This window comes from Blautia sp. aa_0143 (assembly GCF_004167315.1).
GTDB classification, from domain to species: domain Bacteria; phylum Bacillota; class Clostridia; order Lachnospirales; family Lachnospiraceae; genus Blautia_A; species Blautia_A fusiformis.
This window is the reverse complement of the sequence record NZ_RCXU01000002.1, coordinates 145,406-171,544: the sequence shown is the minus strand read 5'-3', so window position 1 is coordinate 171,544 and position 26,139 is coordinate 145,406. Positions and strand designations below refer to the sequence as shown.

Here is a 26,139-nt window from a genome sequence, read left to right as displayed (position 1 = left end):
CGGTACTTCGTACCGTTAAAAATGGAATAGCAGTTCCGCAGTAGCGGAACTGGCATTCCGTTTAAGCATAATTTGCAGAAACTGTATCTGAAAAAAGAAACGGCAGCAGACAATAAAGCGGTGATCGTGATTGTCCACGGACTCTGTGAGCACCAGGGCAGGTACGATTATTTTGCGGAAAAACTTCATGAGGCGGGAATAGGAACCTATCGTTTTGATCACAGAGGACATGGACGGTCTGAGGGTGAAGAGACTTTTTATTCAGATTTCAATGAGCTTCTGGACGACACCAACGTAGTTGTGGATATGGCAATTGAGGAAAATCCGGATGTCCCGGTATTTCTTCTGGGACACAGCATGGGCGGATTTACGGTTTCTCTGTACGGAGCCAAATATCCGGACAAAAAGCTCCGGGGGATCATTACCAGTGGTGCGCTGACCGCAGATAACGGCAATCTGATACGTGGTGTGCCGGGAGAAATGGATGTACATACGCGCCTTACCAATCAGCTGGGTTCAGGTGTATGCTCTGTACAGGAAGTGGTAGACTGGTACGGAAAAGATCCATACAATAAACAGTCCTTTACAGCGGGGTTATGCTATGCGATCTGCGACGGACTTGACTGGTTCAAAGAGAAAAAAGCAGAGTTCCATTATCCGGTCCTTATGACACACGGCGAGAAAGACGGTCTGGTAAGTGTACAGGATACCTATGATTTCTTTAAAGAAGCAGGATCAAAAGACAAGCAGATGAAGATCTACGGCGGACTTTTTCATGAGATCCTGAATGAGTATTGTAAAGATGAAGTGATCGGGGATATGATCCGGTGGATGGAAGTGAGGATCTGAATATAAACAAATTGTTTTACAAGTAGCAGCAAAGCCAGGTGGAAACATATAACACCTGGCTTTCTTTTGCAAAGAGATTCTGTTACAATAGCAGGATGAAAACAAGAAGACAGAACGGGAGAAAAATAACCATGTCAAATATCATAGAAATCACAGATTTCAACGCTTCGGAGCTGGATGTATATGCCAGGATCTCGGAGATACAGCTTTTGAACCGGGCAGAACCGGAGAAGGGGATCTTTATTGCGGAGAGCCCGAAGGTTATTGAGAGAGCTTTGGATTCCGGGTGCCAGCCGATTTCTTTTCTGGTGGAACATAAACATGTTGAGGGTGAGGCAAAAGAACTGATCCGTCGTTGTGGAGACATCCCGGTTTATACGGCAGAATTTGATGTGTTGACGCAACTGACCGGATTCAAGCTGACAAGAGGAATGCTCTGTGCAATGCGCCGGCCGGCGCTTCCTGATATAGTCGATGTATGCAAAAATGCCCGCAGGATCGCAGTTCTGGAAAATGTGGTAAATCCTACTAATATAGGCGCGATCTTTCGTTCTGCGGCGGCTCTTGGAATGGATGCGGTACTGCTGACACCGGGATGCAGCAATCCACTGTACCGCCGTGCGATCCGTGTCAGCATGGGAACTGTATTTCAGATACCATGGACTTTTTTTGATGAAAAAACAGAGTGGAAAACGGAAGGAATCCGGTCTCTGAAAGCGATGGGATTTAAGACGGCAGCCATGGCTCTTAGGGAGGATTCCTTTGATATTGATGATCCTCATCTGATGGCAGAAGAAAAACTGGCAGTAGTTCTTGGAACAGAGGGGGATGGCCTTGCTTCGGAGACCATTGCGGATTGTGATTATACAGTATGTATTCCAATGGCACACGGTGTGGATTCACTGAATGTGGCGGCAGCCAGTGCAGTTGCATTTTGGCAGCTGGGAAAACGCTAAATATTTAAGAGAGTTCCCGTTTTTTATGATCTTGCATTCCGGTTTTCTTCTTCCATATCCATCAGATGAAAAGAAAGCAACAGATACAGGATCTCGTTTCTGTCTGTAAGATCTGAATCCAGAAAAGCTTTGATCTTATCCAGACGATAAAGAAGAGTACTTCTGTGGATAAATAAAGCGCTGGCAGTATGAGAAATGTTCTGGTTGTGCTCCAGAAAACAACGCAGTGTTTCATAGAGATGAGATTGCTTTGCCTCATCCTTATATTTCATTGACAGAAGCTTTTCGTGACAGACCATGTAAGCAGGAAGCTTTCTGGTTGCCTGTTCCAGAATATAGGGCAGAGCGATGGAGTCAAAATAGTGGATACTTTCTGCGGGATTTTTGCGTTTTCCAACCTGCAGGGTAACAGAAGCCTGCGTGTATTGCCGGTGGAAATTGAAATGTCCAAGCATCTTCCGGCTGTATCCGGCGCTTAACATGCTGCTTTTGATAAAGCCCTCGATCTTATCGGAAATCTCATGGATAGTCAGAGTGCAGAGATCCAGATTGATAAAAAGCACAGCATTGCCCTTATGTTCCGTGGCACAGCTGGCGGGAATTGTGTTTTCCAGATAGTTGCAGATGGCATTAAGGGTCAGATTTTTCTGGTCGATCAGTCCGGTCTGGATCAGGATGCATTGATACATATGGGAAGAAAGCCATCCCACATTTGTCAGCTGCTGACTGATTTTTACATAATCAGCTCCGGGATCAGTCAGAATGGACATAAAAATCTGATGCAGAGGAAAAGCTTTATCCCGGCTGTGCATGATTCCTGTAGAAAGTGCATGGGATACCATCTGGGAAAGGTACTCCAGAACAAAACCAAACGTATCATCCAGGGGAACCTCACCTTCGGAAAACATCAGCCTGTATACTGCTTTATCATTATTGGAGATATTTACGCAAAGAGAAGGAGCAGTAAGGCCATTTCCCGGATAATAAAAATATCCGGTTTTATAAAAAGCCTCTTCGTAATGAGGATCCTGCTTCAGGCTGTCCACAATAGCCCAGGAATTTTCAGTGGAACCCAAAACAGAATTGGAAAGATCACTTAGATTCCAGTCTCTGGAGGCAATGATAGTAAAATCCATACCGATCAGCATCATTGGATTGGGAATAATGGAAGCTGTAAGATCCAGAAGCTCCTGGATAGATGCGTTCCGGAGACGGGAATCCATCAGGGACTGATTCCACTGATCATAGAGGATAAAAATATCCTGAATCCTGTTAAAGACAATATTGACTGGAATATCTTCAGGGATGATACACATGTTTGGCTGAGTTAATTCGTAGTTCTGATAGATTTTTCCAATCATCAGGAACAGAATATTTTTGGGATGATGAAAAGTGAGCTGAAAATCCGGATCTGTGATAAGGTAAACACGTCCATCCTGAAGAACGGTGTTCTTTTCAAAGCAGGAAGGGCAGGAAAGGGTGGGGGATGTATCCAGCCTGGATGTATGCATGGAAAATGATTTCTGCAGGTGATAGCATATGAGTTTTGCACTGAGTTTCAAGGAAAATCCTCCTTCCTATATTTTGTAGGAAAAAACAGGAATAATAGCCATATTATGTGGAATTGTGATTCTTTTGATTTACAGTATAATAGAATCATAAGGAAAAAACAAGTGCAGAAACAAGCCTTTTATGTTGGGGTGTGGCAAAACAAGTGCGGAAAAAAGGCTTTCCTGCATAATAACGTAGAGGAGGTGCGTTTATGTTAACAAAAAGACAAAATATGCTGGAAGTGATCCGCGGAGGAAATCCGGATCGTTTTGTAAAACAGTATGAGGGACTGACATTTGTTCTGAATACTCCATATCAGACGAAGTATCCTATGATGCCGGAAGGACCTGGTGCACCAACAGTAAAATGCGGATGGGGATATTATAATTCCTGGCCTGCAGGAACACCGGGAGCGTTTCCGCTCCATGATCCGGAGCATCTGGTATGTCCGGACGTCGCAGAGTGGAAAAAATATGTAAAGGCACCGGACATCAACTACACGGCAGAGGACTGGAAAGAATGCCAGGAGACAGTTGCCGGAATTGACCGGAATGAAACCATGGTTACTGCAATGGTTGCACCTGGAGTTTTTGAGATGTGCCATTATCTCTGTGAGATCCAGAATACCATGATCAATTTCTACGAAGAGCCGGAAGCCATGCATGAACTGATCGAATATATTACAGAGTGGGAACTGAAATGGGCAGAGCAGGTCTGCACCTATATGAAACCGGATGTTGTCTTCCATCATGATGACTGGGGAACACAGAAGTCTACATTTATCAGTGTGGATATGTTCCGTGAGTTCTTTATGGATTCTTACAAACGTATTTACGGATATTACCATGATCATGGTGTTGAACTGATCATCCACCATAATGACAGCTACAGTGCAACACTGGTTCCGACAATGATCGAGATGGGAATTGATGTATGGCAGGGCTGTATGTCTGTTAATGATCTTCCGAAGCTGATCAAAGAATATGGAAAAGATATCACATTTATGGGTGGTATCGATAACGGTAAAGTAGATCGCTTTGATTGGAATCAGGAAATGATCGAAGAGTCAACAGATCAGCTTTGCAGAGACTGTGGTAAGCTTTATTTTATTCCGTGCACCACTCATGGCCTGAATTTCTCATGTATCCCAGGTGTATATGAGGCAGTGGATAAGGAAATCGATAAAATGACAAAGGAAATGTTTTGATCGAAGCATAAGACTTATTAATAAGAATTAAATAGAATAACAAAGGTCGGAAAAGCCTGCAAAACCCAGCAGAAAAGTGCTTTTCCGGCCTTTTTTTGTGAAATTCAGGAAAAAATAAAATTGTAAAGCAAAAACCCTTGACAGGTGTGCCGGAATCGTGTATGATAGCCAAGGTGATTACAGATGGAGAAATTTGTAGAGCAGACATTTTTATTTGATTTTTATGGAGAGCTTCTGACAGAGAGGCAGCGGCAGGTGTACACCAGTGTGGTATTTGAGGATTATTCCTTAAGTGAGGTTGCTGAGGAACTTGGCATCAGCAGACAGGGTGTGCATGATATGATCAGACGGTGCAATCGGACGTTGGAAGAATATGAAGAGAAGCTTCATCTGGTCGAGAAATTCCTGAACATCCGCAGTCAGGTCATAAAGATCCATGAACTGGCTGACAAGTACCACGCCGAAGATATTGCGGCGATTTCCAATGTGATATTAGAGGAGTTATGATCAATGGCATTTGAGAGTTTAACAGATAAACTGCAGAATGTATTTAAGAAGCTGAAGGGCAAGGGCCGTCTCACAGAGGCTGATGTCAAGGTAGCACTGAAGGAAGTTAAGATGGCGCTTCTGGAAGCGGATGTTAACTTTAAGGTCGTTAAGCAGTTTACGAAATCCGTTCAGGAAAAGGCTATCGGACAGGATGTTATGAATGGTCTGAATCCGGGACAGATGGTGATCAAGATCGTAAATGATGAGCTGGTCAACCTGATGGGAAGTGAGACAACAGAGCTTCCGATCAAACCGGGAATGGATCTTACCGTTCTTATGATGGTCGGTCTTCAGGGTGCAGGTAAGACAACGACGGTTGCCAAGCTGGCAGGCAAACTGAAATCCAAGGGAAAGAAACCACTGCTTGTGGCCTGTGATGTTTACCGTCCGGCAGCGATCACACAGTTGCAGGTAAACGGTGAGAAACAGGGCGTCGAGGTCTTTTCCATGGGAGATAAGCAGAATCCCGTGGATATTGCAAAAGCAGCTATCGAGCATGCGAAATCCAATCAGCAGAATGTTGTGCTCATCGATACAGCAGGACGTCTTCACATTGATGAGGATATGATGCAGGAGCTTGAGGATATCAAAGCGAATGTGAATGTAGATGCTACAGTGCTTGTAGTTGATGCCATGACAGGACAGGATGCAGTAAATGTGGCGCAGAACTTTTCTGATAAAGTCGGCATTGATGGTGTGATCCTGACTAAGATGGACGGTGATACACGAGGCGGCGCTGCGCTTTCCATTAAAGCCGTGACCGGCAAACCGATCTTCTATGTTGGTATGGGAGAGAAGCTTTCAGATCTGGAACAGTTTTATCCAGAACGTATGGCTTCCAGGATCCTTGGAATGGGCGATGTAATGAGTCTGATCGAGAAGGTGGAAGCATCTGTGGATCAGGAACAGGCTCAGGAGATGCAAAAAAAGCTGAAGAAAATGGACTTCGACTTCAATGATTATCTTACCAGCATGGAGCAGATGAACAAGATGGGTGGTATTTCCAGTATCCTGAACATGCTTCCCGGAATGGGCGGTAAGATGAAGGATATCGAGGGTATGATCGATGAGAAGGCTATGGACCGTACCAAGTCCATCATTCTTTCCATGACACCTCAGGAGAGAAGTAACCCCAACATTTTGAACATCTCACGCAAGAACCGTATCGCCAGAGGCGCCGGAGTGGATATTACAGAAGTAAATCGTCTTGTGAAGCAGTTTGAGCAGAGCAAGAAGATGATGAAACAGATGCCGGGATTAACAGGCGGCAAGATGAACATGGGAAAAAGAGGCGGCTTTAAGCTTCCCTTTTAATAAATAACAATAAATTTTCAGAAAGATAATTGGAGGAAAACAAAAATGGCAGTTAAGATCAGATTAAGAAGAATGGGACAGAAGAAAGCACCTTTCTATAGAATCGTAGTAGCAGATTCTCGCTGCAAACGTGACGGAAGATGCATCGCAGAGATCGGAACATATGATCCGAACCTTGACCCAAGCGTATACAAAATTGATGAAGAGGCAGCAAAAAAATGGCTTGCAGCTGGTGCTCAGCCTACAGAGGTAGTTGCTAAGCTTCTTAAACTTGCCGGAATCGAGAAATAATACCTGACAGATTTGGATCTGTGGCCTCAATGAGGCAGGAGCAAGGAGGTATGTAATGAAACAACTTGTAGAAGTAATTGCAAAATCTCTTGTTGAAAATCCGGATGAAGTAGTCGTTACTGAGACTGAAAAAGACGACGCGATTGTTGTTGAACTGAAGGTCGGACCGGCCGATATGGGTAAGGTTATCGGAAGACAGGGCAGAATTGCCAAGGCAATCCGTACTGTTGTGAAAGCGGCTTCTTCAAAAAGCAGCAAAAAAGTGATTGTAGATATTCTGCAATGAAAAAGAGACAGGAGCTGTGGATTCCATGGCTCCTGTTTTTACTCTGAAAGGGAGCAAAAATGGAAGATTTATTAAAGGTAGGAGTTATTACAACGACCCATGGCGTCCGTGGTGAAGTAAAAGTTTTTCCGACAACGGATGACGCAGAGCGTTTTCTTGATATTGAATATGTGCTTCTGGATACAGGAAAAGAGCTTCGCAGACTGAATATTCAGAATGTAAAGTTTTTTAAAAATCTTGCGATCCTGAAGTTTGAAGGCATTGACAACATCAATGATATTGAAATGTATAAGGGCCGTGAGCTTTGGATCCCACGTGAAGAGGCACAGGAGCTTGGCGAGGACGAATATTATGTGGCGGATCTCATCGGAATGGAGGTACTTCTGGAGAATGGGGAGAAATTCGGAGTGCTCCGTGATGTGATGGAGACCGGCGCCAATGATGTTTATATTGTAGATCGTGTGGATGGCGAGGAAATCCTGCTTCCTGCGATCCATGACTGTGTTCTTGATGTGGATGTGGAAAAAAATACCATGACTGTACATTTGATGAAAGGGCTTGTTTAAATGAATTATCATGTACTTACATTATTTCCGGAAATGATCGAGAACGGAATGAACACAAGTATTACAGGCCGTGCCATTACAAAGGGACTGTTATCACTGGAAGCGATCAATATACGGGATTTTGCATTCAATAAGCACCAGAAGGTAGATGATTATCCTTATGGCGGCGGAGCCGGAATGCTGATGCAGGCGGAGCCGGTATATCTGTCTTATGAATCCATTGCAGAACGTATTGGAAGGAAACCCCGCGTGATCTTTCTGACTCCTCAGGGAAAAACCTTCAATCAGGATATGGCAAAAGAGTTTGCCCTGGAAGAAGACCTGGTTTTCCTCTGTGGTCATTATGAGGGAATTGATGAGCGTGTTCTGGAAGAAATCGTAACAGACTATGTTTCCATTGGTGATTATGTACTTACCGGTGGAGAACTTCCGGCTATGGTCATGATGGATTCTATTTCCAGAATGGTACCAGGTGTTCTGAATAATCAGGAATCCGGTGAGACGGAATCCTTTTCCGGGAATCTTCTGGAGTATCCCCAGTACAGCCGCCCGGAGGAATGGCATGGCAAAAAGGTTCCGGAGGTGCTGCTTTCCGGACACCATGCCAATGTGGATAAATGGAGAAGAGAGCAGTCTATCATCCGTACAGCCAAATGGAGGCCGGATCTTTTACCAAAAGCTGATCTGACCAACAAAGAGTGGAACGAGGTCCGCAGGCTTCGCAAACAGTGGAAAGAGGAAGTGGAAAAATAATTATGAAAACATCAGATTTTTATTATGATCTACCGCAGGAACTGATCGCTCAGGATCCGCTGGAGGACAGAAGTTCTTCCAGACTGATGCATCTGTCCCTGAAAGATGGAAGTATCGAACATCGTCATTTTACCGATATACTGGATTACCTGCATAAGGGAGACTGTCTTGTGATCAATGATACCAAGGTTATCCCGGCACGTCTTTATGGTCACAAGGAAGAAACAGGAGCGCTGATCGAGATCCTGCTTCTGAAACGCCGCGAAAATGATATCTGGGAGTGTCTTGTAAAGCCGGGAAAAAAAGCACGTCCCGGTGCAAAGATCACTTTTGGTGACGGTATCCTGAAGGGTGAGATCATTGATATTGTAGATGAGGGAAACCGTCTGATCCAGTTCCATTATGAGGGGATTTTCGAAGAGATCCTGGATCAGCTGGGAGAAATGCCGCTGCCGCCGTATATTACCCACAAGCTGAAGGATAAGAACCGTTATCAGACTGTATATGCAAAGAATGAGGGATCTGCTGCCGCACCTACCGCAGGACTTCACTTCACGCCGGAGCTTCTTGAGAAAGTAAAGGAGAAGGGTGTGAATATTGCACATGTAACTTTACATGTAGGTCTCGGAACCTTCCGCCCGGTAAAGGTGGATGATGTAGAAAAGCATCATATGCACTCGGAGTTTTATATTGTGGAAGAAGATCAGGCAAAATTGATCAATGATACAAAGAAAAATGGCGGAAGAGTGATTTCTGTGGGAACTACCAGTTGCCGTACCCTGGAGTCCGCAACTGGAGAGGACGGAATCGTGAAGGCCGGAAGCGGATGGACAGAGATCTTTATCTATCCTGGATATAAATTCAAAGCTATCGATGGACTGATCACCAATTTCCATTTGCCGGAGTCCACGCTTCTGATGTTAGTTTCAGCCCTTGCTGGAAAAGAACATATTATGGCTGCTTATGAAGAAGCTGTGAAGGAAAGATATCGTTTCTTCAGTTTCGGGGATGCCATGATGATCGAATAAGATTTAAAATTACTTTTTATATAAATAATATCCCAACGGATCGTAGCATGGAAACATGCAGCACAGGATCTGTTGGGATATTATTTTTTGTTATGCTATTTATTCTTCACTGTCAGAGCCTTCCGATGTAGCGGATGAAGAATCTGCGGCAGGAATCGCAGCACTGCATTCCTCTATCTTGGATTTGATCCTGGATGCCTCATCTCCGGATGCAGGAGTTGGCTGATAATTGTTGTAGCCATCTGCGGAAGAAATAGAACAGGGAATGATATTGGTCACGTTATCAGCCTGTACGCCTTCTGAGGTGACAGTGAAGGTCTGCTGGAAGATCATGGTGTCCATATCACTTGGAGAACTGTTTCCTCCAAAACAGAAATTGCCAAGACTGTAGACGATGTTTTTTCCTTTATAGGTTTCGATTCCCTGGAGTACATGCGGATGATGGCCACATACCAGATCTGCACCTTCATCGATAGCAAGACGGCCAAGGGTCATCTGATTGGTATCAGGAACTGTTTCGGTCTCATTGCCCCAGTGGAAGATCACAACTATAAGCTCTGCTCCATCTGCTTTGACCTTTGCGATATTATCTTTCAGCTGCTGTTCGCGTCCAAGATGATCCTTCAGTTCATAAATTCCGACAAGACCAACTTTGATTCCCTTGATGTCCATAACTGCAGTATCATCATAACCGAAGTGTGTAATGCCTGCATTATCCAGAGCAGTCAGAGTATCCGTGTAGCTCTGCTCTCCGTAATCATGGCTGTGATTGTTTGCAGTGTTTACGGCTTCAACGGAACCGCTGGTGAGTATCTGAGCATATTCGGCAGGTGCTTTAAATGCAAAGGTTTTATCTTCTCTGGCATCGGAATCGGTGAGGGTTCCTTCAAAATTGGCAATTGTCAGGTCATCTGCCTCAAAGATGCTTTTTACATTCTTAAAGAAATAATCTTTGCCGTTGTTATCGTAGCATGCGTTCAGACTTGTGTCATAATCAAAGGTCTCATCGGTACCCAACGTGCAGTCCCCGACTACGCTGAGCGTCAGTGAAACGGGATCTTTCACAGCAGCAGCTTCTTCTTTTGCCTTTTTTGCGGCCTCCTCTTCCTGGGCCTTCTGCAAAGCGGCGGCTTCTGCAGCTTTCCGGGAAGAAATGCATGCACGTGCGGAAAAAATGATCACAAGAACAAGTATGATCAGGATCCCGCCAGCTGCAAGAAACATTTTCTGACGGCGTACCTGGTAATATCTGGATTTTTTGCTGATGTCATTCCTGCGAGTCCCAGTGGAATGTGAACGGGAATTACGGGATGCAGAACCAGAATGCTTCCGCCGTGCTTCCTGTGCTCTGGCGGCTTCTCTGCGTGCCTGCTCCGGATCATGGCCATGAGGCGGCCGCCTTTGATTGTCGTTTGCCATTCTTTTTCTCCTTCATATGTAAAGATATCTTTATTATAGAAAGAATGGTAAGTATTGTAAAGAAAGAATCGCGGACTTTTCAGAAAAAGAAGTTTTTGATATAATAATTAGGCCAAAAGGCAGAAATATAAACTACAGGGAGATGTTGCTGATATGGTATTATATATCGGAAATCATACAAGTTCGTCCAAAGGCTATGCTGCCATGGGGCGTCAGATGCTGAAAAACGGCGGAAATACGTTCGCTTTTTTTACCCGCAACCCCAGAGGCGGCAAGGCAAAAGAGATCGATCCCGCAGATGTGGAAAGATTTCTGGAGCTTTCCGGGGAAAATCATTTTGGAAAGCTGGTGGCCCATGCACCGTATACTATGAATGCCTGTGCCGCAAAAGAAAATCTGCGAGATTTTGCAAGAGAGATTATGGCAGATGATCTGAAACGTATGGAATATACACCGGGAAATTATTATAATTTTCACCCGGGCAGTCATGTAGGACAGGGAACTGAGACGGGAATTGCCAAAATCGCGGAAATCCTCAATGATGTCCTTACAGAAGAACAGAGTACGACCGTCCTTCTGGAAACTATGTCTGGCAAGGGTTCAGAAGTAGGAGCAACGTTTCAGGAGCTTCGTGATATCATTGACAGGGTGGAAAAAAATAATAAACTGGGTGTCTGCCTGGATACCTGTCATGTATGGGATGGCGGTTATGATATTGTCCATGATCTGGATGGTGTTCTTGATGAGTTTGACCGGGTGATCGGCCTTTCCAGATTGAAGGCTGTTCATCTTAACGACAGTATAAACGGACTGGGCAGTCATAAGGATCGTCATGCAAAGATCGGCGAAGGTCAGATCGGCCTGGATGCACTTGTGAATGTGGTGTGCCATCCGGCTCTTGAGGGAATTCCCTTTATTCTGGAGACACCAAATGATGATGAAGGATGGAAAAGAGAAATTGCACTTTTACGAGAACGATATTCCATGAAAGGAGATTGATCCATGAAAAAGTTCAGATATTTTATCCTGGTGCTTGCCGGGGTGGCAGCGATGATGCTGGGAGGATGCAAAGATAAGGAAAAATACGACGAATCTGCTTTTCAGGATGACCTGGAACCTCTGAGTGAGGATGAAGTGGAGGCCATGGACCAGAATGGTGACGATGAGATGGCAGTAGCTGATGAAAGTGACCTGGAGCAGCTGCAGGATTCTGAAAATGCTGCAGGATCAGGAGACACAGATGGGTCCGCTTCATCGGATGCAGCAGACTCACAGAGCGAAAAGAAACTGGATGAAAATGGCACCTATACAGATAAAGATGAAGTGGCCCAGTACATTTATGAGTATGGCCATGTACCTTCCAATCTGACTGCTGCAGACTATGATAATGCAGACAGTATGCTTCCGGTAGAGGATGGCGTCACCTATCAGCAGTGCAGCCTTGATGATGCAGGGAAACAGAAGCTGATCTTCACTCAGGATGCAAAGCGCATTTATTACACAGACGATGACGGACAGTCTTTTGACGAGATCTATTAAAATCAAAAGAACAAAATAAGACCCCCGGATACAGATAAACGATCAGTATCCGGGGGATTTTGCATGTCAGGTCTGAGACTGATCAGTGGACCAGATTTTTCATTTCAGCTCCATCCATAAAAGTTTTTGCGTTTTCCAGGGTTGTCTCCGCAATATTGGTCAGTGCTTCTACCGTAAAGAATCCCTGATGTGAGGTCATGGTCACATTTGGGAAGGACAGAAGACGCTGGATCGTGGAAGTAGGAAGAATGCTGCTTGACATGTCTTCATATACATATGCGGATTCTTCTTCGTAAACATCCAGACCAACGGCGAAGAATTTGTGATCACGGATACCTGCGATCAAATCATCGGTTTTGATCAGTCCACCTCTGGAGGTATTTACAAGGATCACACCATCTTTCATTTTTGCAATCGTTTCGGAGTTGATCAGATGCTCTGTTTCCGGAGTCATCGGACAGTGCAGACTGATCAGATCACTGGTGGAAAGAAGTTCATCCAGTGAAACATACTCCAGAAAGTCAAGATTTTTATTAGGGAAAAGATCATAAGCAATTACCTTCATGCCAAAGCCGCGACAGATTTTTGCCATTGCCTGACCGATTTTTCCGGTGCCGATGATGCCGGCAGTTTTCTGATAAAAGTTAACGCCCATGAGACCGTTCAGTGCAAAGTTATTTTCACGGCATTTGATATATGCCTTGTGGGTGTGCCGGTTGGCGGTAAGTGCCAGTGCCATGGCGTGTTCGGCAACTGCTTCCGGAGAATAACCGGGAACACGTGCCACCTGGATCCCGCATTTTGCTGTAGTTTCCAGATCAACATTATTGTATCCGGCACAGCGCATCAGGATCAGTTTTACACCCTGGCGGTGAAGCTCTTCAATGACCGGTGCGCCAAGGTCTGCATTTACAAATGCACAGATGGCATCGTAGCCGTGGGCAAGAGCTGCGGTTTCTTCATGGATATTTGCTTCAATGAATTTAACTTCAATACCAGGATAGGACGGAAGCAGCTTCTCAAAAAATTCTCTATCGTAGCTCTTGGTGTCATAAAACAAAATTTTCATAATTGTTGCTCCTCTCTGGAAATAATTATTTTCCGAAAAAATAATACCATAATAGTAGGAATTTGGAAAGTGGGGAAAGCGATAAAATTTATCAAAAAAATGGTTTTGTTTTGGAATTATGATATCCATAATAAATAAAAATTATACGAAATACAAAAAAAAGAGAGCATTTTATGCACTGTCATCTGATGGAACAGATGTTGTGATACATGAAAATGCTCTCTGTCTGGATATGAGATAATTATTCAGCCAGACTATAAAGATCAGAATAGAATTCCGGATAGGAGATGTTGACACATTCTCCATTTTTGATGGAAAGTGTTCTTTCACAAAGCAGTCCTGCTACTGCAAAAGACATGGCTACACGGTGATCCAGATGAGAATCGATCTCTGCGCCATGAAGGGCTTTTCCACCATGAATGATCATGCCATCTTCGGTTTCCTGGATCTCTGCGCCCATTTTCCGAAGATTTTCCGTCATAACCTGGATGCGGTCGGACTCTTTGACACGAAGCTCCTGTGCATCCCGGATAACAGTGGTTCCTTCTGCAAAAGCTGCCATAACGGCGATCATCGGAAGTTCATCGATCAGAGTAGGAATGATCGCGCCTTCTATTGTGGTCCCGTGAAGCGCAGAGGAGCGGATCAGAAGATCGGCAGTAGGTTCGCCCTCTGTGGTTTCATTGAGAAGAGTGATATCTGCTCCCATGGCCCTGCATACACGGAGGATGCCGTCACGGGTCGGGTTGATCCCCACATTTTTCAGAAGGATCTCACTGTTGGGAACAAGAAGACCTGCTGCGATAAAATAAGCTGCAGAAGAGATATCTCCCGGAACCAGGATCTCACGTCCGTAAAGAGATGGGTCCGGTTTGATAGATGCTGTTGTTCCCTCTGCGGTTACATTGGCACCAAAGTAATTCAGCATGATCTCCGTGTGATTTCTGGAAAGGACCGGTTCTGTTACACGGGTAATGCCGTCAGAGTACATTCCGGCAAGAAGTACGCAGGATTTTACCTGGGCAGATGCTACCGGAGAATTGTAGTGGATGGCATGGAGCTTTTTTCCGGAGATCTTAAGCGGTGCACATCCGTTTCCGTTGAGACTTATGATATCGGCACCCATTTGGGAAAGCGGAGTCATGATCCGTTTCATAGGGCGTTTCTGGATGGAAGCATCGCCGGTAAGCTCTGATACAAAGTCCTGTCCTGCAAGGATCCCGGAGATGAGGCGGGTGGTGGTACCGCTGTTACCGACGTCAAGAGTCTCTGACGGAGCACTGAGACCATGGAGACCTTTTCCGTGGACCAGGATCTCTCCTTCTGTATTTTCAATGTTAATACCCATTTTCCGGAAACAGGAAATAGTGGAGAGACAGTCTGCACCCTCCAGAAAATTTGTGATTTTGGTAGTGCCTTCTGCAAGAGAGCCGAACATGACAGCTCTGTGAGAAATGGATTTATCTCCGGGAATGGCAAGAGAGCCGGATAATTTTTTTGCTTTTTTGATTTCCATATTAGTACCTGCCTGTATTGTTATTTTTGAAATACATGGCAGCAGATCGGATATCTGCTGCCGTTTATATATCAGCGTTCGCAGATCTTGTAATTACGTTTTGTAAGAAGCACTTTAGCCTGCTCCAGAGCTGCGTCTGTATAAAATTCGATCTTCAGAACGCCATCTTCAAATTCTCGGTTGTGGATAATACCGATATTTTTGATGCTGACCTTTTCTGTTGCAAGGATGGTTGCGATGGTTGCAATGGCACCGGCCTCATCTGCCACATCGATATAAAGGACATAGGAGCGGGGGATCAGGCTGTTGTCTACAATGTCAATGGAGTCACGGTAATCCTTGGAGCTTGCAAACATGTCAAAGATGTTGTCAGCTTCTTTGTTGTCAATGGAACAGCGGATCTGGATCAGCATACGGATAAATTCATCCAGAACCGTGGAAATGTTTTTCTGATTTTCCAGACAGATCTGTTCCCACATAACCGGTGAAGAAGAGGCAATACGTGTGATATCACGGAAACCGCCGGCTGCGATCATTTTCATATACTGGGCGTCGTTATCCAGAAGATTTACAAGATTTACAAGAGCGGAGGCTACGATATGAGGAAGGTGGCTGACTCCTGCCGTGATGAAATCATGTTCTTCTGCAGTGATAACAAGGGGGATCGCACCAAGAGAGGAGATCAGTTCTGTGAAATCAGAAATCTTTTCCAAAGCAACTTCTCCTCCCGGAGTGATGATATAATAAGCATTTTCCAGAAGATGATCACTGGAATTGGAAAAACCGCTGCGTTCGGAGCCTGCCATAGGATGACCGCCGATGAAGCGTCCTTCAAGTCCGAGCTCGGTTACTTTTTCGTGGATAACACTTTTTACACTGCCTACATCTGTGAGGATACAGTTCTTTCCAAGAGAATCTTTGATCTTTTCCATGTATTCCACATTAAATTCTACAGGTGCACAGAGAAAAAGATAATCACAGTTATATAACTGCTCATCGTCAATATCACAGATCCCGTTGATCACGTTTAAACTGACTGCCTCTGCCAGAGCACTTCTGTCTTTGTCAAAGGCAAGCAGGCGATAATCCGGGTGAAATTTTCGGATGGTTCTGGCAATGGAGCCGCCGATCAGTCCAAGGCCGATAAAACCTATGGTTTTCATAGTACTTCAGAGTCCTTTCAGGTTACTTTTTACTTTTATTCTTTAATAGTGTAAATCACGACTATATTGTAAAAGAAAGTGTGAAAAATGTCAACAAATGTTAGCGGAAACAGGAAGGCCATTTTTGTAGCTGTTTACCGGTAATGTTTTGCGAACAGGGAAGAGTAATAGAAAGTTACTGTTCATTGGTAATATTCCGCGAGGTGTTTTTTGTGAGCGAAGGTCACGGAAAACCCGAGACATACCGCGCGAATTTATGTGATCAGCATAAATTCTGTGCATCGCGAAGCGTGTTGCTGAGAACGGAGTGAACAGTAACAATAGAAAAAGGCTTGAGAAATCGGAGATTTCGGACGTATAATATAATAAGAAAAAAACAATATAAGATACAGAGGAGAATTTATCATGAAATATCAGTCAGTTATGGATCTTCACACACATACCGTAGCCAGCGGACATGCATACTGCACACTTCGCGAGATGGCCAGGGCTGCTTCCGATAAAGGTCTTGAACTCCTGGGAATCACAGAGCATGCACCGAAAATGCCCGGAACCTGTCATAAGTTTTATTTCCAGAATATAAAGGTAGTACCCCGTGAAATGTACGGGATCCAGCTGCTTCTGGGTTCGGAGGTAAATATCCTGGATGCGGCGGGAACGGTAGATCTTGAGCAGAAAACCCTGGAGAAGCTGGACGTGGTCATTGCAAGTCTTCATGTTCCATGCATCAGACCAGGCAGCAGACAGGAGAATACGGAGGCCTATCTTAATGCTATGAAGAATCCGTGTGTCAATATCATCGGACATCCGGATGACGGAAGATACGAGGTTGACTATGAGGCGCTTGTACAGGGCGCCAGAGAATACGGTAAAGTCCTGGAGCTGAACAATCACTCCATGGACCCTGACTGTAACCGTGAGAATGCAGTAGAGAATGATACCATCATGCTGGAATACTGCAAAAAATATCGGGTACCTGTGGTTATGGACAGTGATGCCCATTTTGATCTTCTGATCGGGGAATTTGATCTTGCCAGAGACCTTCTGACTAAACTGGATTTTCCGGAAGAGCTGGTACTGAACCGTTCTGTGGATGCCGTGAAAAAGTATGTAAACCGGAAATTCTGAAAGATAGACGACTGTTCTGTATTAATTGACGGTAATACGAAAAACTTTCTGAAAAAAAGTTGTCAAAATTGAATAAAATACTTGAAATTTGCATGGAAATTTAGTAAAATGTGAACATATTAAGTAAGACAAACAGGGAGGTATTACATATGGACGTTTTCAGAACAGACCGAATCAGAAATGTAGTCCTATTAGGTCATGGTGGCGCAGGCAAAACAACGCTGGCTGAGGCAATGGCTTATCTGGCAGGTATGACAAGCAGACTCGGACGTGTTGAGGATGGCAATACTGTCAGCGATTATGACAAGGAAGAAATAAAGAGACATTTTTCCATCACAACTTCTCTGATCCCGGTACCATGGGATAAGATGAAGGTAAATGTACTGGATACTCCCGGATACTTCGATTTTGTGGGAGAAGTTGAGGAGGCAGTCAGTGCCGCAGATGCAGCGATCATCGTTGTTTCCGGTAAGGCCGGTGTTCAGGTTGGAACACAGAAGGCATGGAATCTCTGCGAGAAATATAAACTTCCGCGAATGATCTTTGTTACAGATATGGACGTGGATGATGTCAGCTATCGTGAGGTCGTGGAAGAGCTGACAGAGCTGTACGGCAAGAGGATCGCTCCCCTTCATTTCCCGATCCGTGAGGATGGTAAGTTTGTAGGTTATGTCAATGTTGTGAAGCAGGCAGGAAGAAGATATATTGATAAGGCCGGCAAGGAAGAATGCCCGGTTCCGGATTATCTGACAGAATATCTTGAGAAATATCATGAAACTCTGATGGAGTCTGTTGCAGAGACAAGCGAAGAATTTATGGACCGTTATTTCGAGGGAGATACCTTCTCCGTAGCGGAGGTTTCCGCCGCTATTGCAACCAATGTACAGGATGGAAGTATTGTTCCGGTATGCATGGGATCACCGGTGAACCTTCGCGGTGTATCTAACCTTCTGGATGATATCTGCGGTTACTTCCCAAGCCCAAGCGGACGTTCCTGCAATGGTATCGCACAGAAGACTAACGAGATCTTTGAGGCCAATTATGACTTTGCCAAGGCAAAATCCGCCTATGTATTTAAGACTATCGCGGATCCGTTCCTTGGTAAATATTCTCTGATCAAGGTATGCTCCGGTGTGCTGAAATCCGATGATACACTTCTTAATGTAGAGAAAGGAACAGAGGAGCGTGTAAACAAGCTTTATGTCATGGAAGGTTCCAAACCGATCGAAGTTCCGGAGCTTTTTGCAGGGGATATCGGTGCCATTGCCAAGCTTGGCAGTGTACAGACCGGTGACAGCCTTGCAACCAAGGCGAATCCAATCCTTTATCCAAAGGCTATACTTTCCACACCATATACATATAAGAGATTTAAGGCAGTGAAAAAGGGCGACGAGGATAAGATCGCACAGTCCCTTGCCAAGATGATGACAGAGGACAGAACACTGAAGGTTGTCAATGACAGTGCAAACCGTCAGAGCCTGATCTACGGTATGGGTGATCAGCATCTTGATATCGTTGTCAGCAAGCTGAAGGAGCGCTATAAAGTGGATGTGGAGCTTTCCAAACCGAAGGTTCCGTTCCGTGAAACACTCCGTAAGAATTCAGATGTAGAAGGCAAACATAAGAAACAGTCCGGCGGACACGGACAGTATGGCCACGTTAAGATGCGCTTTGAGCCATCTGGCGATCTGGAGACACCTTATGTATTTGAGCAGGTAGTTGTAGGTGGTGCAGTTCCGAAGAACTACTTCCCGGCTGTTGAGAAGGGACTTCAGGAATGTGTTCTCAAGGGACCTCTGGCTGCATATCCGGTTGTTGGTGTGAAGGCAACCCTTTACGATGGATCTTATCATCCGGTAGATTCTTCTGAGATGGCATTTAAGATGGCAACTATCCTTGCCTTCAAGAAGGGCTTTATGGAAGCGTCTCCTGTACTTCTTGAGCCGATCATCTCCATGAAGGTTACAGTTCCGGATAAATATACCGGTGATGTTATGGGAGATCTGAACAAGAGACGTGGTCGTGTTCTCGGAATGAATCCGGACCACGAAGGAAATACCATCATTGAGGCAGATGTTCCGCTTCTTGAAATCTATGGTTATTCCACTGTCCTTCGTTCCATGACCGGTGGAAGCGGAGATTTCTCCTATGAATTTGCACGCTATGAGCAGGCTCCTAATGATATCCAGGAGAAAGAGATCGCGGCACGCGCAAGCAAGGTTGACAGTGCTGACGAATAAACAGAGATATTTTTTGAGGGCAGAATAAAGAGTTGACAGGCTGCAGCATTTGCTGTAGCCTGTTTTTAGATGCGTTCGTGAATAAGCAGTCAGAAAAACGAATTGCGCTCATACAGGTTATTGAAGTATGAGCAAAAAAGAAAAGAGAGAGGACAAAAAATGTTAGTATGTGATTATATCGTGGAACAGATTGACGGAGATTATGCACATTTGAAGCGTGTGGATCAGCCGGAGGAGGAACTGAAAGTAGTTGCCAGAGCATTACTTCCGGCAGAAATCTATGAGGGCTGTGAGCTTCATTATGAGCTGATGCAGTATTCAATGAAATGATAAGGCTGCAGGATATCGCGGATATGGCAGGTGTCAGTCGTACAACCGTATCCAATGTGATCAATGGAAATACAAAACGGGTTTCACAGAGCACCATTGACCGGATCACGGCGATTCTGAAGGAGCAGAATTATGTTCCCCACATGGGATCTGTGATGCTATCCGGACACGGCTCAAGGATCATTGGAGTGGTTCTTGGTTTTTCCTTCATTCATGGTATGCAGTCTCTGCAGGATTCTTTTGTGGGAGAGATCACCGGAACGCTGCAGGTCGAAGCAGAAAACAGAGGCTATTATATTATGCTCATTGGCGGTGAACGGATCGATAATGTGGTAGATATGGCATCCCGTTGGAATGTAGAGGGTCTTATCATTATAGGGTATAATGAAGAACAGTATCATCAGCTTTCCAGAAAGCTGAATAAAAAAATGGTATTGATCGATGCCTATCCGAAGGGTGGATATAGCTTTCAGAATGTAGGAGTGGATGATTATTCCGGCGGATATCAGATTGGGGAATATCTGCATTCCTGTGGATACCACCGGGCACTTTTTGTTGCGGAAACAGAGCAGGACAGTGATTATGCCAGATGGCTTGGATTCAAACAGGCTATGGAAAAAAATGGCGGCTTCTGCAGCCGCTCCCGCTATGTGGTGGTTCCCCAGGAACCCCGGCGCAGACTGAAAAAATATGAAGAGCTGCTGCCTCATTTTCTGGAGACAAAGGCTCTGGCATTTTCTTCGGATTACACAGCTGTGGAGGCCATCAATTTTTTTACAGACAGGGGAATTCGGATTCCGGATCAGATTTCCATTACCGGCTTTGATGATAATTTTTATGCGCAGATCGTCAGGCCAAAGCTGACCACCATTCATCAGGATGTTCATCAGAAAGCAGTTCTGGCCTTGCGGAAGCTGCTTCTTATGGCAGAGGGAAAGGAACCTGCCGAAAAAAATGTAAAAAGCCCTGTCTGGCTTGTAAAGAGAGATTCTGTAAAAGAGTAGCAGGATCTCTTTTTTTATGTTGTGATGACTTTTCCTGGCACATCATCGAAATACGGTTGGAAATTATTTTTAGAGGCCAGTAGTGCTTTATTGTTAAAACTGCATAAAAAAAACAGAAAAGTTTGGCAGTAATTTAAGTTTCACGAGAAACTTATTGATTTTAAAGGTGGGATAGGATATGCTGATTTCAGAATCAACAGAAAAAGGAGGCAATTTACCATGAAAAAAAACTGGTGGAAAGAAAGCGTGGTATATCAGATCTACCCGAGAAGTTTTAAGGACAGCAACGGAGACGGAATTGGTGATATTCCCGGGATCATAGAAAAACTGGACTATCTGAAAGAACTGGGAGTAAATGTTCTCTGGATCTCACCCATGCTGGAATCTCCGCAGGATGACAATGGCTATGATATTTCCGATTACCGCAGGATCTATAAAGAATATGGAACCATGGAGGATTATGAAAAGCTTCTTGAAGAAGCGCATAAACGGGGCATTAAGATCCTCATGGATCTGGTCGTAAACCATACTTCCGATGAACACAACTGGTTTATTGAAAGCAGGAAATCCAAAGATAATCCTTACAGGGATTACTATATCTGGAGAGAGCCGGTGAATGGAAAAGAACCGAATAACTGGGGAAGTGCGTTCGGAGGACCTGCATGGGAGTATGATCCTCAGACAGAGATGTATTATCTTCACCTGTTTTCAAGAAAACAGCCGGATCTGAACTGGGAAAATGAAAAGGTTCGTCAGGAAGTTTACGATATGATGAATTTCTGGTGTGAAAAAGGAATCGACGGTTTCCGAATGGACGTGATCAGCATGATCTCCAAGGATCAGTCATATCCGGATGGAGAAATGAATGGAGGATTATACGGTGATTTTGGTCCTTACTGCGTCCATGGCCCGAGGATCCATGAGTTTCTTCAGGAAATGAACAGAGAGGTTTTATCCCGATACGATGTGATGACAGTTGGAGAAACCTCCGGTGTGACTATCGAAGAGGCACAGAAATATGCAGGTGAGGACAGAAATGAGCTGAACATGGTGTTTCAGTTTGAGCATGTAGAGGGCCAGGGATCAGACCATGGTAAATGGACTACCGAGAAATACGATTTCCAGGAATTTAAAAAGGTTATGATCAAATGGCAGGAAGAGCTTGCGGGAAAAGCATGGAACAGTCTGTTTCTTGGAAATCATGACCAGCCAAGAAGTGTTTCCAGATTTGGAAATGATAATCCGGCATACAGGGAAACTTCAGCCAAGATGCTGGCAACCTGTCTTCATATGATGCAGGGAACTCCTTATGTTTATCAGGGAGAAGAGCTTGGAATGACCAATGCTTATTTTACAGAGCTTAAGGATTATCGTGATATCGAGAGTATTCAGTATTTCCATGAATATACAGAAGCAGGTATTTATACACCGGAATATATGATGAAGTGCCTGATGCTGAGAGGACGTGACAATGCCAGAACACCAATGCAGTGGGAGGATTCTCATCAGGCCGGCTTTACGGAGGGAACGCCATGGATCAGGGTAAACTCTAATTATAAGGAGATCAATGCGAAGCAGCAGCTTTCAGATCCGAATTCTATTTTCCATTATTATCAGAAGCTGATCCGTTTAAGAAAAGAAAAACCAGTGATCGTTTACGGTGTTTTTGAGGCACTTTACAGAGATCATGATCAGATTTTTGCATATACCAGAACTCTTGAGGGAGAGAAGCTTCTCACAGTCTGCAATTTCAGTGAGCATGTGGCAGAAATGGAAATTCCGGAAGAATTTCAGAAAAATGCAGAATGTCTGATCACAAATCTTGGAAGAAAGGATTTTGGAAAGAAAGTGGTCCTGAAACCTTATGAGGCATTTGTTCTTTACAGAAATCTGTAACAGGAGAGGGAAAAATGATAAAAAAATATGTATATGGAGAGCCCTTTGAGACTGAGGCACTGACAGAAAACATTGAGACAGCAGAAGGAAAGCCAGGATATGGAGAAATCTGTGCAGAAGATGGATTTTCTTTTACTTATATCATGGATGAAGAGGATATCGTCTACGGATTGGGAGAATCCAACCGCGGTATCAACAAGAGAGGATTCATTTACACCAGTAACTGTACCGATGATCCGGAGCATACAGAGGATAAACATTCCCTGTACGGTGCACATAATCTTATCATTGTGTCCGGAAAAGAAACCTTTGGAATGTTTTTTGACTATCCGGCAGCGATCACCTTTGACATTGGCTATGCCAGAATGGATACCATGAAGGTAACCTGCGAAAATGCAGACCTGAAGCTTTATGTGATTGAAGGGGAGAGTCCCTATGATATTGTAAAGCAGTTCCGTCATGTGATCGGAAGAAGCTATATCCCGCCGAAATTTGCCTTTGGATTTGGCCAGAGCAGATGGGGCTATACTACAAAAGAGGATTTCCGGAAGGTTGCAGCTGGATATCGTGAAAATCATATTCCTATTGATATGATCTATATGGATATTGATTATATGCAGTCTTATAAGGACTTTACATTAAGTGAAGAGAATTTTCAGGATTTTCCGGAATTTGTAAAGGAACTGAAGGATCAGGATATCCGTCTGATCCCGATCATCGATGCCGGCGTCAAGGTAGAGCCGGGATACGATGTTTATGAGGAGGGTGTTAAAAACCGCTACTTCTGCCAGAGAGAGGACGGCAGTGATTTTGTAGCTGCTGTATGGCCGGGGGATACTCATTTTCCGGATGTATTGAACAAAGATGCCAGAAAATGGTTCGGTGACAAATACCGTTTCCTGATCGAGAAGGGAATCGACGGTTTCTGGAACGATATGAATGAGCCAGCGATCTTCTATTCCACAGAGGGAATGAAAGAGGTCAAAGAGCTTGCAGGAGAATTTGCAAAAGATACGGAAGGAAAGATCCATATCTGGAAGATGCAGAGTGCACTTCGCAATGTTGCAAACAATCCGGAAGATTATCGGAGATTTTACCATAATGTGGATGGCAGAAAGATCCGCCATGACAAAGTCCATAACCTGTTTGGCTACAATATGACCAGAGCAGCAGGGGAGGCTTTTGAACGGATCGATCCGGAAAAACGTTTTCTGATGTTCTCCAGATCATCCTATATTGGTATGCATCGTTATGGTGGGATCTGGACCGGCGATAATAAATCCTGGTGGGCTCATATCCTTTTGAACCTGAAGATGATGCCATCTCTGAATATGTGTGGTTTCCTGTATGCAGGAGCAGATCTGGGTGGATTTGGCGCTGATACAACAAGAGAACTGCTGCTTCGTTTCCTGGCACTTGGAGTATTCACACCGCTGATGCGTGATCATACAGCGATCGGTACCAGAGAGCAGGAATGCTACCAGTTTGAAAATGTGGAAGATTTCCGTCATGTGATCGGTGTAAGATATCGTCTTATTCCATATCTTTACAGTGAATATATGAAGGCGGCTCTGAACGATGATATGTATTTCCGGCCGTTGGGCTTTGTTTATCCGGAGGATAAGATTGCTGTACATGTGGAAGACCAGCTGCTTCTTGGAAATGAGATCATGATCGCTCCGGTTTATGAACAGAACGCAAGAGGCCGTTATGTATATCTTCCGGAGGAGATGAAGTTTGTGAAATTCCTTCCGGATGGAACCATTGCAGAGGAGATCCTTGAAAAGGGTGTTCATTATGTAGAGGTGGCACTGAATGAGATTCCGTTGTTTATCCGGAAGGGAAAATGTATTCCGGTTGCAGAAGCAGCGGAATGTGTGGCAGCTCTGGATACAAAAAATATGCAGCTTCTCGGATATGAAGGTGCGGAGTATACCTTATATGAGGACGATGGGGTCCATAAGGATTACGACAGAGAAGAAAATTACCGTGTTCTGAAAAAATAAAGTCAGCAAAATGAAATATAAATTTCTGTGTTACATCATTTACGTTAAACAGTATAAAGAATACAGGATGTGAACAGTTGATAAACAGAAAAGCCGTAAGTATATGTGAAAGTTTCTTAAACATATATCTTACGGCTTTTGCTATTGCTGCTTTACATAAAATATTTTATGTAAAGTAATTCGCATTCTGTTTAAATAACACTTTAGAAAGATTTGTTTATGCTTCTTCCTCAATCTGGATAACATTTTTCAGTACAGAGCAGCATGCCATGTCACCGATAACATTGACACAGGTGGCGCCCATATCACAGAGGGTATTGATACTGATATAAACACCAAGAACTCCGGCAGGAAGTCCGGCCATAGTTGCCAGTGCTGCGAAAGATGCGATAGCACCACCGGGAACACCTGGAGTACCAACGGAAAGCAGTACGTTTGCAAGAAGGATAATGATCATAAGAGGAATACTTACATGGATCCCGCAGGCGTTTGCAAAGAACATGATCATAAAGGACATCAGGATAGATACAGCATCCATATTAACGGTAGCACCAAGAGGAATGGCGATGCTGGTGATCTGGTTGGATACGCCCATTTCTTCCTCCATACACTGCTTGCTTAATGGAATGGTTGCGGAGCTTGAGCAGGTTCCGAAGGCATTCAGTGCTGCTGGCAGGATCGCTTTCAGGAATTTCAGCGGACTCTGTTTGCCGATCAGCTTTACAGAGAGACCGTACACTACAATAGCGAAGCCAAAGAATGCCACATACAGAATGACAAGCTGTGTTGCAAGGGAAATGATCGTTTCAGTTCCGTTGGCTTCCACAACCGGTACGATGGTACAGAAAACACCGATGGGTGTAAAGTACATGATGGTTGTGATGATCTTCAGGCATACTTCATTGATGGAATCAATCAGATTCAGGAATGGAGTTCCTTTTTCACCGACTGCGATCAGTGTGAAACCGATGATCAGGGCAAACACCAGAACCTGGAGCATGTTTCCGTCAGCAAATGCGGCGATTGGGTTGGAAGGGATCAGGTTTTTCAGGGTGTCAAGGATACTGCTCATTTCTGTAGCCTGGATATCGGCTGTTGCCATCTCAAATTTGACTCCCTTTCCGAGATGGATCAGTCTCGGGATATCAGTCCGCACAGGCTGGCAAGTGCCGTTGTGCAGAGAAAATAGATCATGGATGCTGCAGTGATCTTGCCGGTAGTACGTGCGTTTCCGATGGAACAGATTCCAATGACAATGGAACAGAAGACCATGGGAAAGATCATCATGTTCAGGGCGTTCATGTAGATACTTCCGATCAGACTGGTCACAGTGAGGACAGGTTCAAACCGTCCGGCCAGGAAAAGTCCTGTGAGGATACCCAGGATCAGTCCTGTAAAGATCGCACCGGTAATATGCTTCCGGTACCAGGAATAAAAAGATTTCATTTATGTGTTCCCTCCTAAGATAAATATGTATGG

General features: G+C 44.4%; 25 protein-coding genes. 18 read left to right on the top strand and 7 right to left on the bottom strand.

Features of this window, described 5'->3' with window-relative positions:
• Positions 1-72 precede the first annotated feature (72 nt).
• Together EAI83_RS01775 and EAI83_RS01770 are read left to right on the top strand one after the other, a co-directional pair.
• Positions 73-849: an alpha/beta hydrolase gene (locus tag EAI83_RS01775; protein ID WP_192926457.1), complete on the top strand. Its 777-nt coding sequence runs from the start codon at positions 73-75 to the stop codon at positions 847-849.
• 131 nt (positions 850-980) lie between these two features.
• Positions 981-1,805, top strand: coding sequence for a TrmH family RNA methyltransferase (locus EAI83_RS01770; protein WP_114002543.1), 825 nt, complete (start codon positions 981-983; stop codon positions 1,803-1,805).
• Positions 1,806-1,828: 23 nt separating this feature from the next.
• Here EAI83_RS01770 and EAI83_RS01765 read toward each other — a convergent pair whose 3' ends face one another.
• Positions 1,829-3,367: a PucR family transcriptional regulator gene (locus tag EAI83_RS01765; protein ID WP_129974523.1), complete on the bottom strand. Its 1,539-nt coding sequence runs from the start codon at positions 3,365-3,367 to the stop codon at positions 1,829-1,831.
• 200 nt (positions 3,368-3,567) lie between these two features.
• Here EAI83_RS01765 and EAI83_RS01760 point away from each other — a divergent pair, with 200 nt between their 5' ends.
• The 8 genes from EAI83_RS01760 to queA all read left to right on the top strand — a co-directional run bounded on the left by EAI83_RS01760 (position 3,568) and on the right by queA (position 9,350).
• Positions 3,568-4,563, top strand: coding sequence for a uroporphyrinogen decarboxylase family protein (locus EAI83_RS01760; protein WP_021652564.1), 996 nt, complete (start codon positions 3,568-3,570; stop codon positions 4,561-4,563).
• Positions 4,564-4,746: 183 nt separating this feature from the next.
• Entirely contained in the window at positions 4,747-5,070 is a 324-nt protein-coding gene (ylxM, locus tag EAI83_RS01755; RefSeq protein ID WP_015525222.1) for a YlxM family DNA-binding protein, read from the top strand.
• A 3-nt stretch (positions 5,071-5,073) separates the two neighbouring features.
• The gene (gene ffh / locus EAI83_RS01750; protein ID WP_021652565.1) at positions 5,074-6,426 is read left to right on the top strand and encodes a signal recognition particle protein; all 1,353 of its coding nucleotides are present in this window, start codon (positions 5,074-5,076) and stop codon (positions 6,424-6,426) included.
• A 45-nt stretch (positions 6,427-6,471) separates the two neighbouring features.
• Positions 6,472-6,717 (top strand): 30S ribosomal protein S16, encoded by a 246-nt coding sequence (gene rpsP / locus EAI83_RS01745; protein WP_015525220.1) that lies wholly within the window; start codon positions 6,472-6,474, stop codon positions 6,715-6,717.
• Positions 6,718-6,772: 55 nt separating this feature from the next.
• The gene (locus tag EAI83_RS01740) at positions 6,773-7,003 is read left to right on the top strand and encodes a KH domain-containing protein (RefSeq protein ID WP_015525219.1); all 231 of its coding nucleotides are present in this window, start codon (positions 6,773-6,775) and stop codon (positions 7,001-7,003) included.
• A gap of 59 nt (positions 7,004-7,062) precedes the next feature.
• The gene (gene rimM, locus EAI83_RS01735; RefSeq protein WP_059085894.1) at positions 7,063-7,569 is read left to right on the top strand and encodes a ribosome maturation factor RimM; all 507 of its coding nucleotides are present in this window, start codon (positions 7,063-7,065) and stop codon (positions 7,567-7,569) included.
• Positions 7,570-8,322, top strand: coding sequence for a tRNA (guanosine(37)-N1)-methyltransferase TrmD (gene trmD, locus EAI83_RS01730; protein WP_015525216.1), 753 nt, complete (start codon positions 7,570-7,572; stop codon positions 8,320-8,322).
• 2 nt (positions 8,323-8,324) lie between these two features.
• A complete protein-coding gene (gene queA / locus EAI83_RS01725) occupies positions 8,325-9,350 on the top strand; it encodes a tRNA preQ1(34) S-adenosylmethionine ribosyltransferase-isomerase QueA (RefSeq protein ID WP_129974522.1) in 1,026 nt (341 codons plus the stop codon).
• Between the two features lie 99 nt (positions 9,351-9,449).
• Here queA and EAI83_RS01720 read toward each other — a convergent pair whose 3' ends face one another.
• Positions 9,450-10,574, bottom strand: a complete 1,125-nt coding sequence (locus EAI83_RS01720; protein ID WP_021652645.1) for a CapA family protein — start codon at positions 10,572-10,574, stop codon at positions 9,450-9,452.
• Positions 10,575-10,922: 348 nt separating this feature from the next.
• Here EAI83_RS01720 and EAI83_RS01715 point away from each other — a divergent pair, with 348 nt between their 5' ends.
• Positions 10,923-11,768: a deoxyribonuclease IV gene (locus EAI83_RS01715; protein ID WP_129974520.1), complete on the top strand. Its 846-nt coding sequence runs from the start codon at positions 10,923-10,925 to the stop codon at positions 11,766-11,768.
• Between the two features lie 3 nt (positions 11,769-11,771).
• Positions 11,772-12,308: a ribonuclease domain-containing protein gene (locus tag EAI83_RS01710; protein WP_022426502.1), complete on the top strand. Its 537-nt coding sequence runs from the start codon at positions 11,772-11,774 to the stop codon at positions 12,306-12,308.
• Positions 12,309-12,390: 82 nt separating this feature from the next.
• Here EAI83_RS01710 and EAI83_RS01705 read toward each other — a convergent pair whose 3' ends face one another.
• From EAI83_RS01705 to EAI83_RS01695, 3 genes are all read right to left on the bottom strand, one after another.
• Positions 12,391-13,377 (bottom strand): 2-hydroxyacid dehydrogenase, encoded by a 987-nt coding sequence (locus tag EAI83_RS01705; protein WP_022426501.1) that lies wholly within the window; start codon positions 13,375-13,377, stop codon positions 12,391-12,393.
• A gap of 241 nt (positions 13,378-13,618) precedes the next feature.
• A complete protein-coding gene (gene aroA / locus EAI83_RS01700; RefSeq protein ID WP_022426500.1) occupies positions 13,619-14,893 on the bottom strand; it encodes a 3-phosphoshikimate 1-carboxyvinyltransferase in 1,275 nt (424 codons plus the stop codon).
• 71 nt (positions 14,894-14,964) lie between these two features.
• Positions 14,965-16,056, bottom strand: coding sequence for a prephenate dehydrogenase (locus EAI83_RS01695; protein ID WP_015525209.1), 1,092 nt, complete (start codon positions 16,054-16,056; stop codon positions 14,965-14,967).
• 405 nt (positions 16,057-16,461) lie between these two features.
• On the opposite strand from EAI83_RS01695, the gene EAI83_RS01690 reads away from it, so the two are divergent.
• The 6 genes from EAI83_RS01690 (at position 16,462) to EAI83_RS01665 (ending at position 24,660) form a co-directional block, all read left to right on the top strand.
• Entirely contained in the window at positions 16,462-17,184 is a 723-nt protein-coding gene (locus tag EAI83_RS01690; protein ID WP_015525208.1) for a phosphatase, read from the top strand.
• A 149-nt stretch (positions 17,185-17,333) separates the two neighbouring features.
• Positions 17,334-19,424, top strand: a complete 2,091-nt coding sequence (locus EAI83_RS01685; RefSeq protein ID WP_022426499.1) for an elongation factor G — start codon at positions 17,334-17,336, stop codon at positions 19,422-19,424.
• Positions 19,425-19,583: 159 nt separating this feature from the next.
• The gene (locus EAI83_RS01680) at positions 19,584-19,754 is read left to right on the top strand and encodes a hypothetical protein (protein ID WP_015525206.1); all 171 of its coding nucleotides are present in this window, start codon (positions 19,584-19,586) and stop codon (positions 19,752-19,754) included.
• Entirely contained in the window at positions 19,751-20,758 is a 1,008-nt protein-coding gene (locus EAI83_RS01675; protein ID WP_021652638.1) for a LacI family DNA-binding transcriptional regulator, read from the top strand. The genes EAI83_RS01680 and EAI83_RS01675 overlap by 4 nt, the downstream gene beginning before the upstream one ends.
• A gap of 219 nt (positions 20,759-20,977) precedes the next feature.
• The gene (locus EAI83_RS01670) at positions 20,978-22,654 is read left to right on the top strand and encodes a glycoside hydrolase family 13 protein (protein ID WP_022426497.1); all 1,677 of its coding nucleotides are present in this window, start codon (positions 20,978-20,980) and stop codon (positions 22,652-22,654) included.
• A 14-nt stretch (positions 22,655-22,668) separates the two neighbouring features.
• Positions 22,669-24,660 (top strand): glycoside hydrolase family 31 protein, encoded by a 1,992-nt coding sequence (locus tag EAI83_RS01665; RefSeq protein ID WP_129974519.1) that lies wholly within the window; start codon positions 22,669-22,671, stop codon positions 24,658-24,660.
• A gap of 217 nt (positions 24,661-24,877) precedes the next feature.
• Here EAI83_RS01665 and EAI83_RS01660 read toward each other — a convergent pair whose 3' ends face one another.
• Together EAI83_RS01660 and EAI83_RS17735 are read right to left on the bottom strand one after the other, a co-directional pair.
• Entirely contained in the window at positions 24,878-25,762 is an 885-nt protein-coding gene (locus EAI83_RS01660) for a dicarboxylate/amino acid:cation symporter (RefSeq protein ID WP_330547748.1), read from the bottom strand.
• Between the two features lie 29 nt (positions 25,763-25,791).
• Positions 25,792-26,106 carry a cation:dicarboxylate symporter family transporter gene (locus tag EAI83_RS17735; protein ID WP_330547747.1) on the bottom strand — a complete coding sequence of 105 codons (315 nt, stop codon included), beginning with the start codon at positions 26,104-26,106 and terminating at the stop codon, positions 25,792-25,794.
• Positions 26,107-26,139: the final 33 nt, after the last annotated feature.

Excerpts from the sequence above, each read along its gene's own strand:
- EAI83_RS01705 (WP_022426501.1), bottom strand. The coding sequence starts at position 13,377 with ATGAAAATTTTGTTTTATGACACCAAGAGCTACGATAGAGAATTTTTT.
- aroA (WP_022426500.1), bottom strand. The coding sequence starts at position 14,893 with ATGGAAATCAAAAAAGCAAAAAAATTATCCGGCTCTCTTGCCATTCCC.
- ffh (WP_021652565.1), top strand. The coding sequence starts at position 5,074 with ATGGCATTTGAGAGTTTAACAGATAAACTGCAGAATGTATTTAAGAAG.
- EAI83_RS01660 (WP_330547748.1), bottom strand. The coding sequence starts at position 25,762 with ATGGCAACAGCCGATATCCAGGCTACAGAAATGAGCAGTATCCTTGAC.
- queA (WP_129974522.1), top strand. The coding sequence starts at position 8,325 with ATGAAAACATCAGATTTTTATTATGATCTACCGCAGGAACTGATCGCT.
- EAI83_RS01690 (WP_015525208.1), top strand. The coding sequence starts at position 16,462 with ATGAAATATCAGTCAGTTATGGATCTTCACACACATACCGTAGCCAGC.
- EAI83_RS01715 (WP_129974520.1), top strand. The coding sequence starts at position 10,923 with ATGGTATTATATATCGGAAATCATACAAGTTCGTCCAAAGGCTATGCT.
- EAI83_RS01675 (WP_021652638.1), top strand. The coding sequence starts at position 19,751 with ATGATAAGGCTGCAGGATATCGCGGATATGGCAGGTGTCAGTCGTACA.
- rimM (WP_059085894.1), top strand. The coding sequence starts at position 7,063 with ATGGAAGATTTATTAAAGGTAGGAGTTATTACAACGACCCATGGCGTC.
- EAI83_RS01680 (WP_015525206.1), top strand. The coding sequence starts at position 19,584 with ATGTTAGTATGTGATTATATCGTGGAACAGATTGACGGAGATTATGCA.
- EAI83_RS01710 (WP_022426502.1), top strand. The coding sequence starts at position 11,772 with ATGAAAAAGTTCAGATATTTTATCCTGGTGCTTGCCGGGGTGGCAGCG.
- EAI83_RS01695 (WP_015525209.1), bottom strand. The coding sequence starts at position 16,056 with ATGAAAACCATAGGTTTTATCGGCCTTGGACTGATCGGCGGCTCCATT.
- rpsP (WP_015525220.1), top strand. The coding sequence starts at position 6,472 with ATGGCAGTTAAGATCAGATTAAGAAGAATGGGACAGAAGAAAGCACCT.
- EAI83_RS01720 (WP_021652645.1), bottom strand. The coding sequence starts at position 10,574 with ATGTTTCTTGCAGCTGGCGGGATCCTGATCATACTTGTTCTTGTGATC.
- EAI83_RS01770 (WP_114002543.1), top strand. The coding sequence starts at position 981 with ATGTCAAATATCATAGAAATCACAGATTTCAACGCTTCGGAGCTGGAT.
- EAI83_RS17735 (WP_330547747.1), bottom strand. The coding sequence starts at position 26,106 with ATGAAATCTTTTTATTCCTGGTACCGGAAGCATATTACCGGTGCGATC.
- EAI83_RS01670 (WP_022426497.1), top strand. The coding sequence starts at position 20,978 with ATGAAAAAAAACTGGTGGAAAGAAAGCGTGGTATATCAGATCTACCCG.
- EAI83_RS01665 (WP_129974519.1), top strand. The coding sequence starts at position 22,669 with ATGATAAAAAAATATGTATATGGAGAGCCCTTTGAGACTGAGGCACTG.
- EAI83_RS01740 (WP_015525219.1), top strand. The coding sequence starts at position 6,773 with ATGAAACAACTTGTAGAAGTAATTGCAAAATCTCTTGTTGAAAATCCG.
- EAI83_RS01685 (WP_022426499.1), top strand. The coding sequence starts at position 17,334 with ATGGACGTTTTCAGAACAGACCGAATCAGAAATGTAGTCCTATTAGGT.
- EAI83_RS01760 (WP_021652564.1), top strand. The coding sequence starts at position 3,568 with ATGTTAACAAAAAGACAAAATATGCTGGAAGTGATCCGCGGAGGAAAT.
- ylxM (WP_015525222.1), top strand. The coding sequence starts at position 4,747 with ATGGAGAAATTTGTAGAGCAGACATTTTTATTTGATTTTTATGGAGAG.
- trmD (WP_015525216.1), top strand. The coding sequence starts at position 7,570 with ATGAATTATCATGTACTTACATTATTTCCGGAAATGATCGAGAACGGA.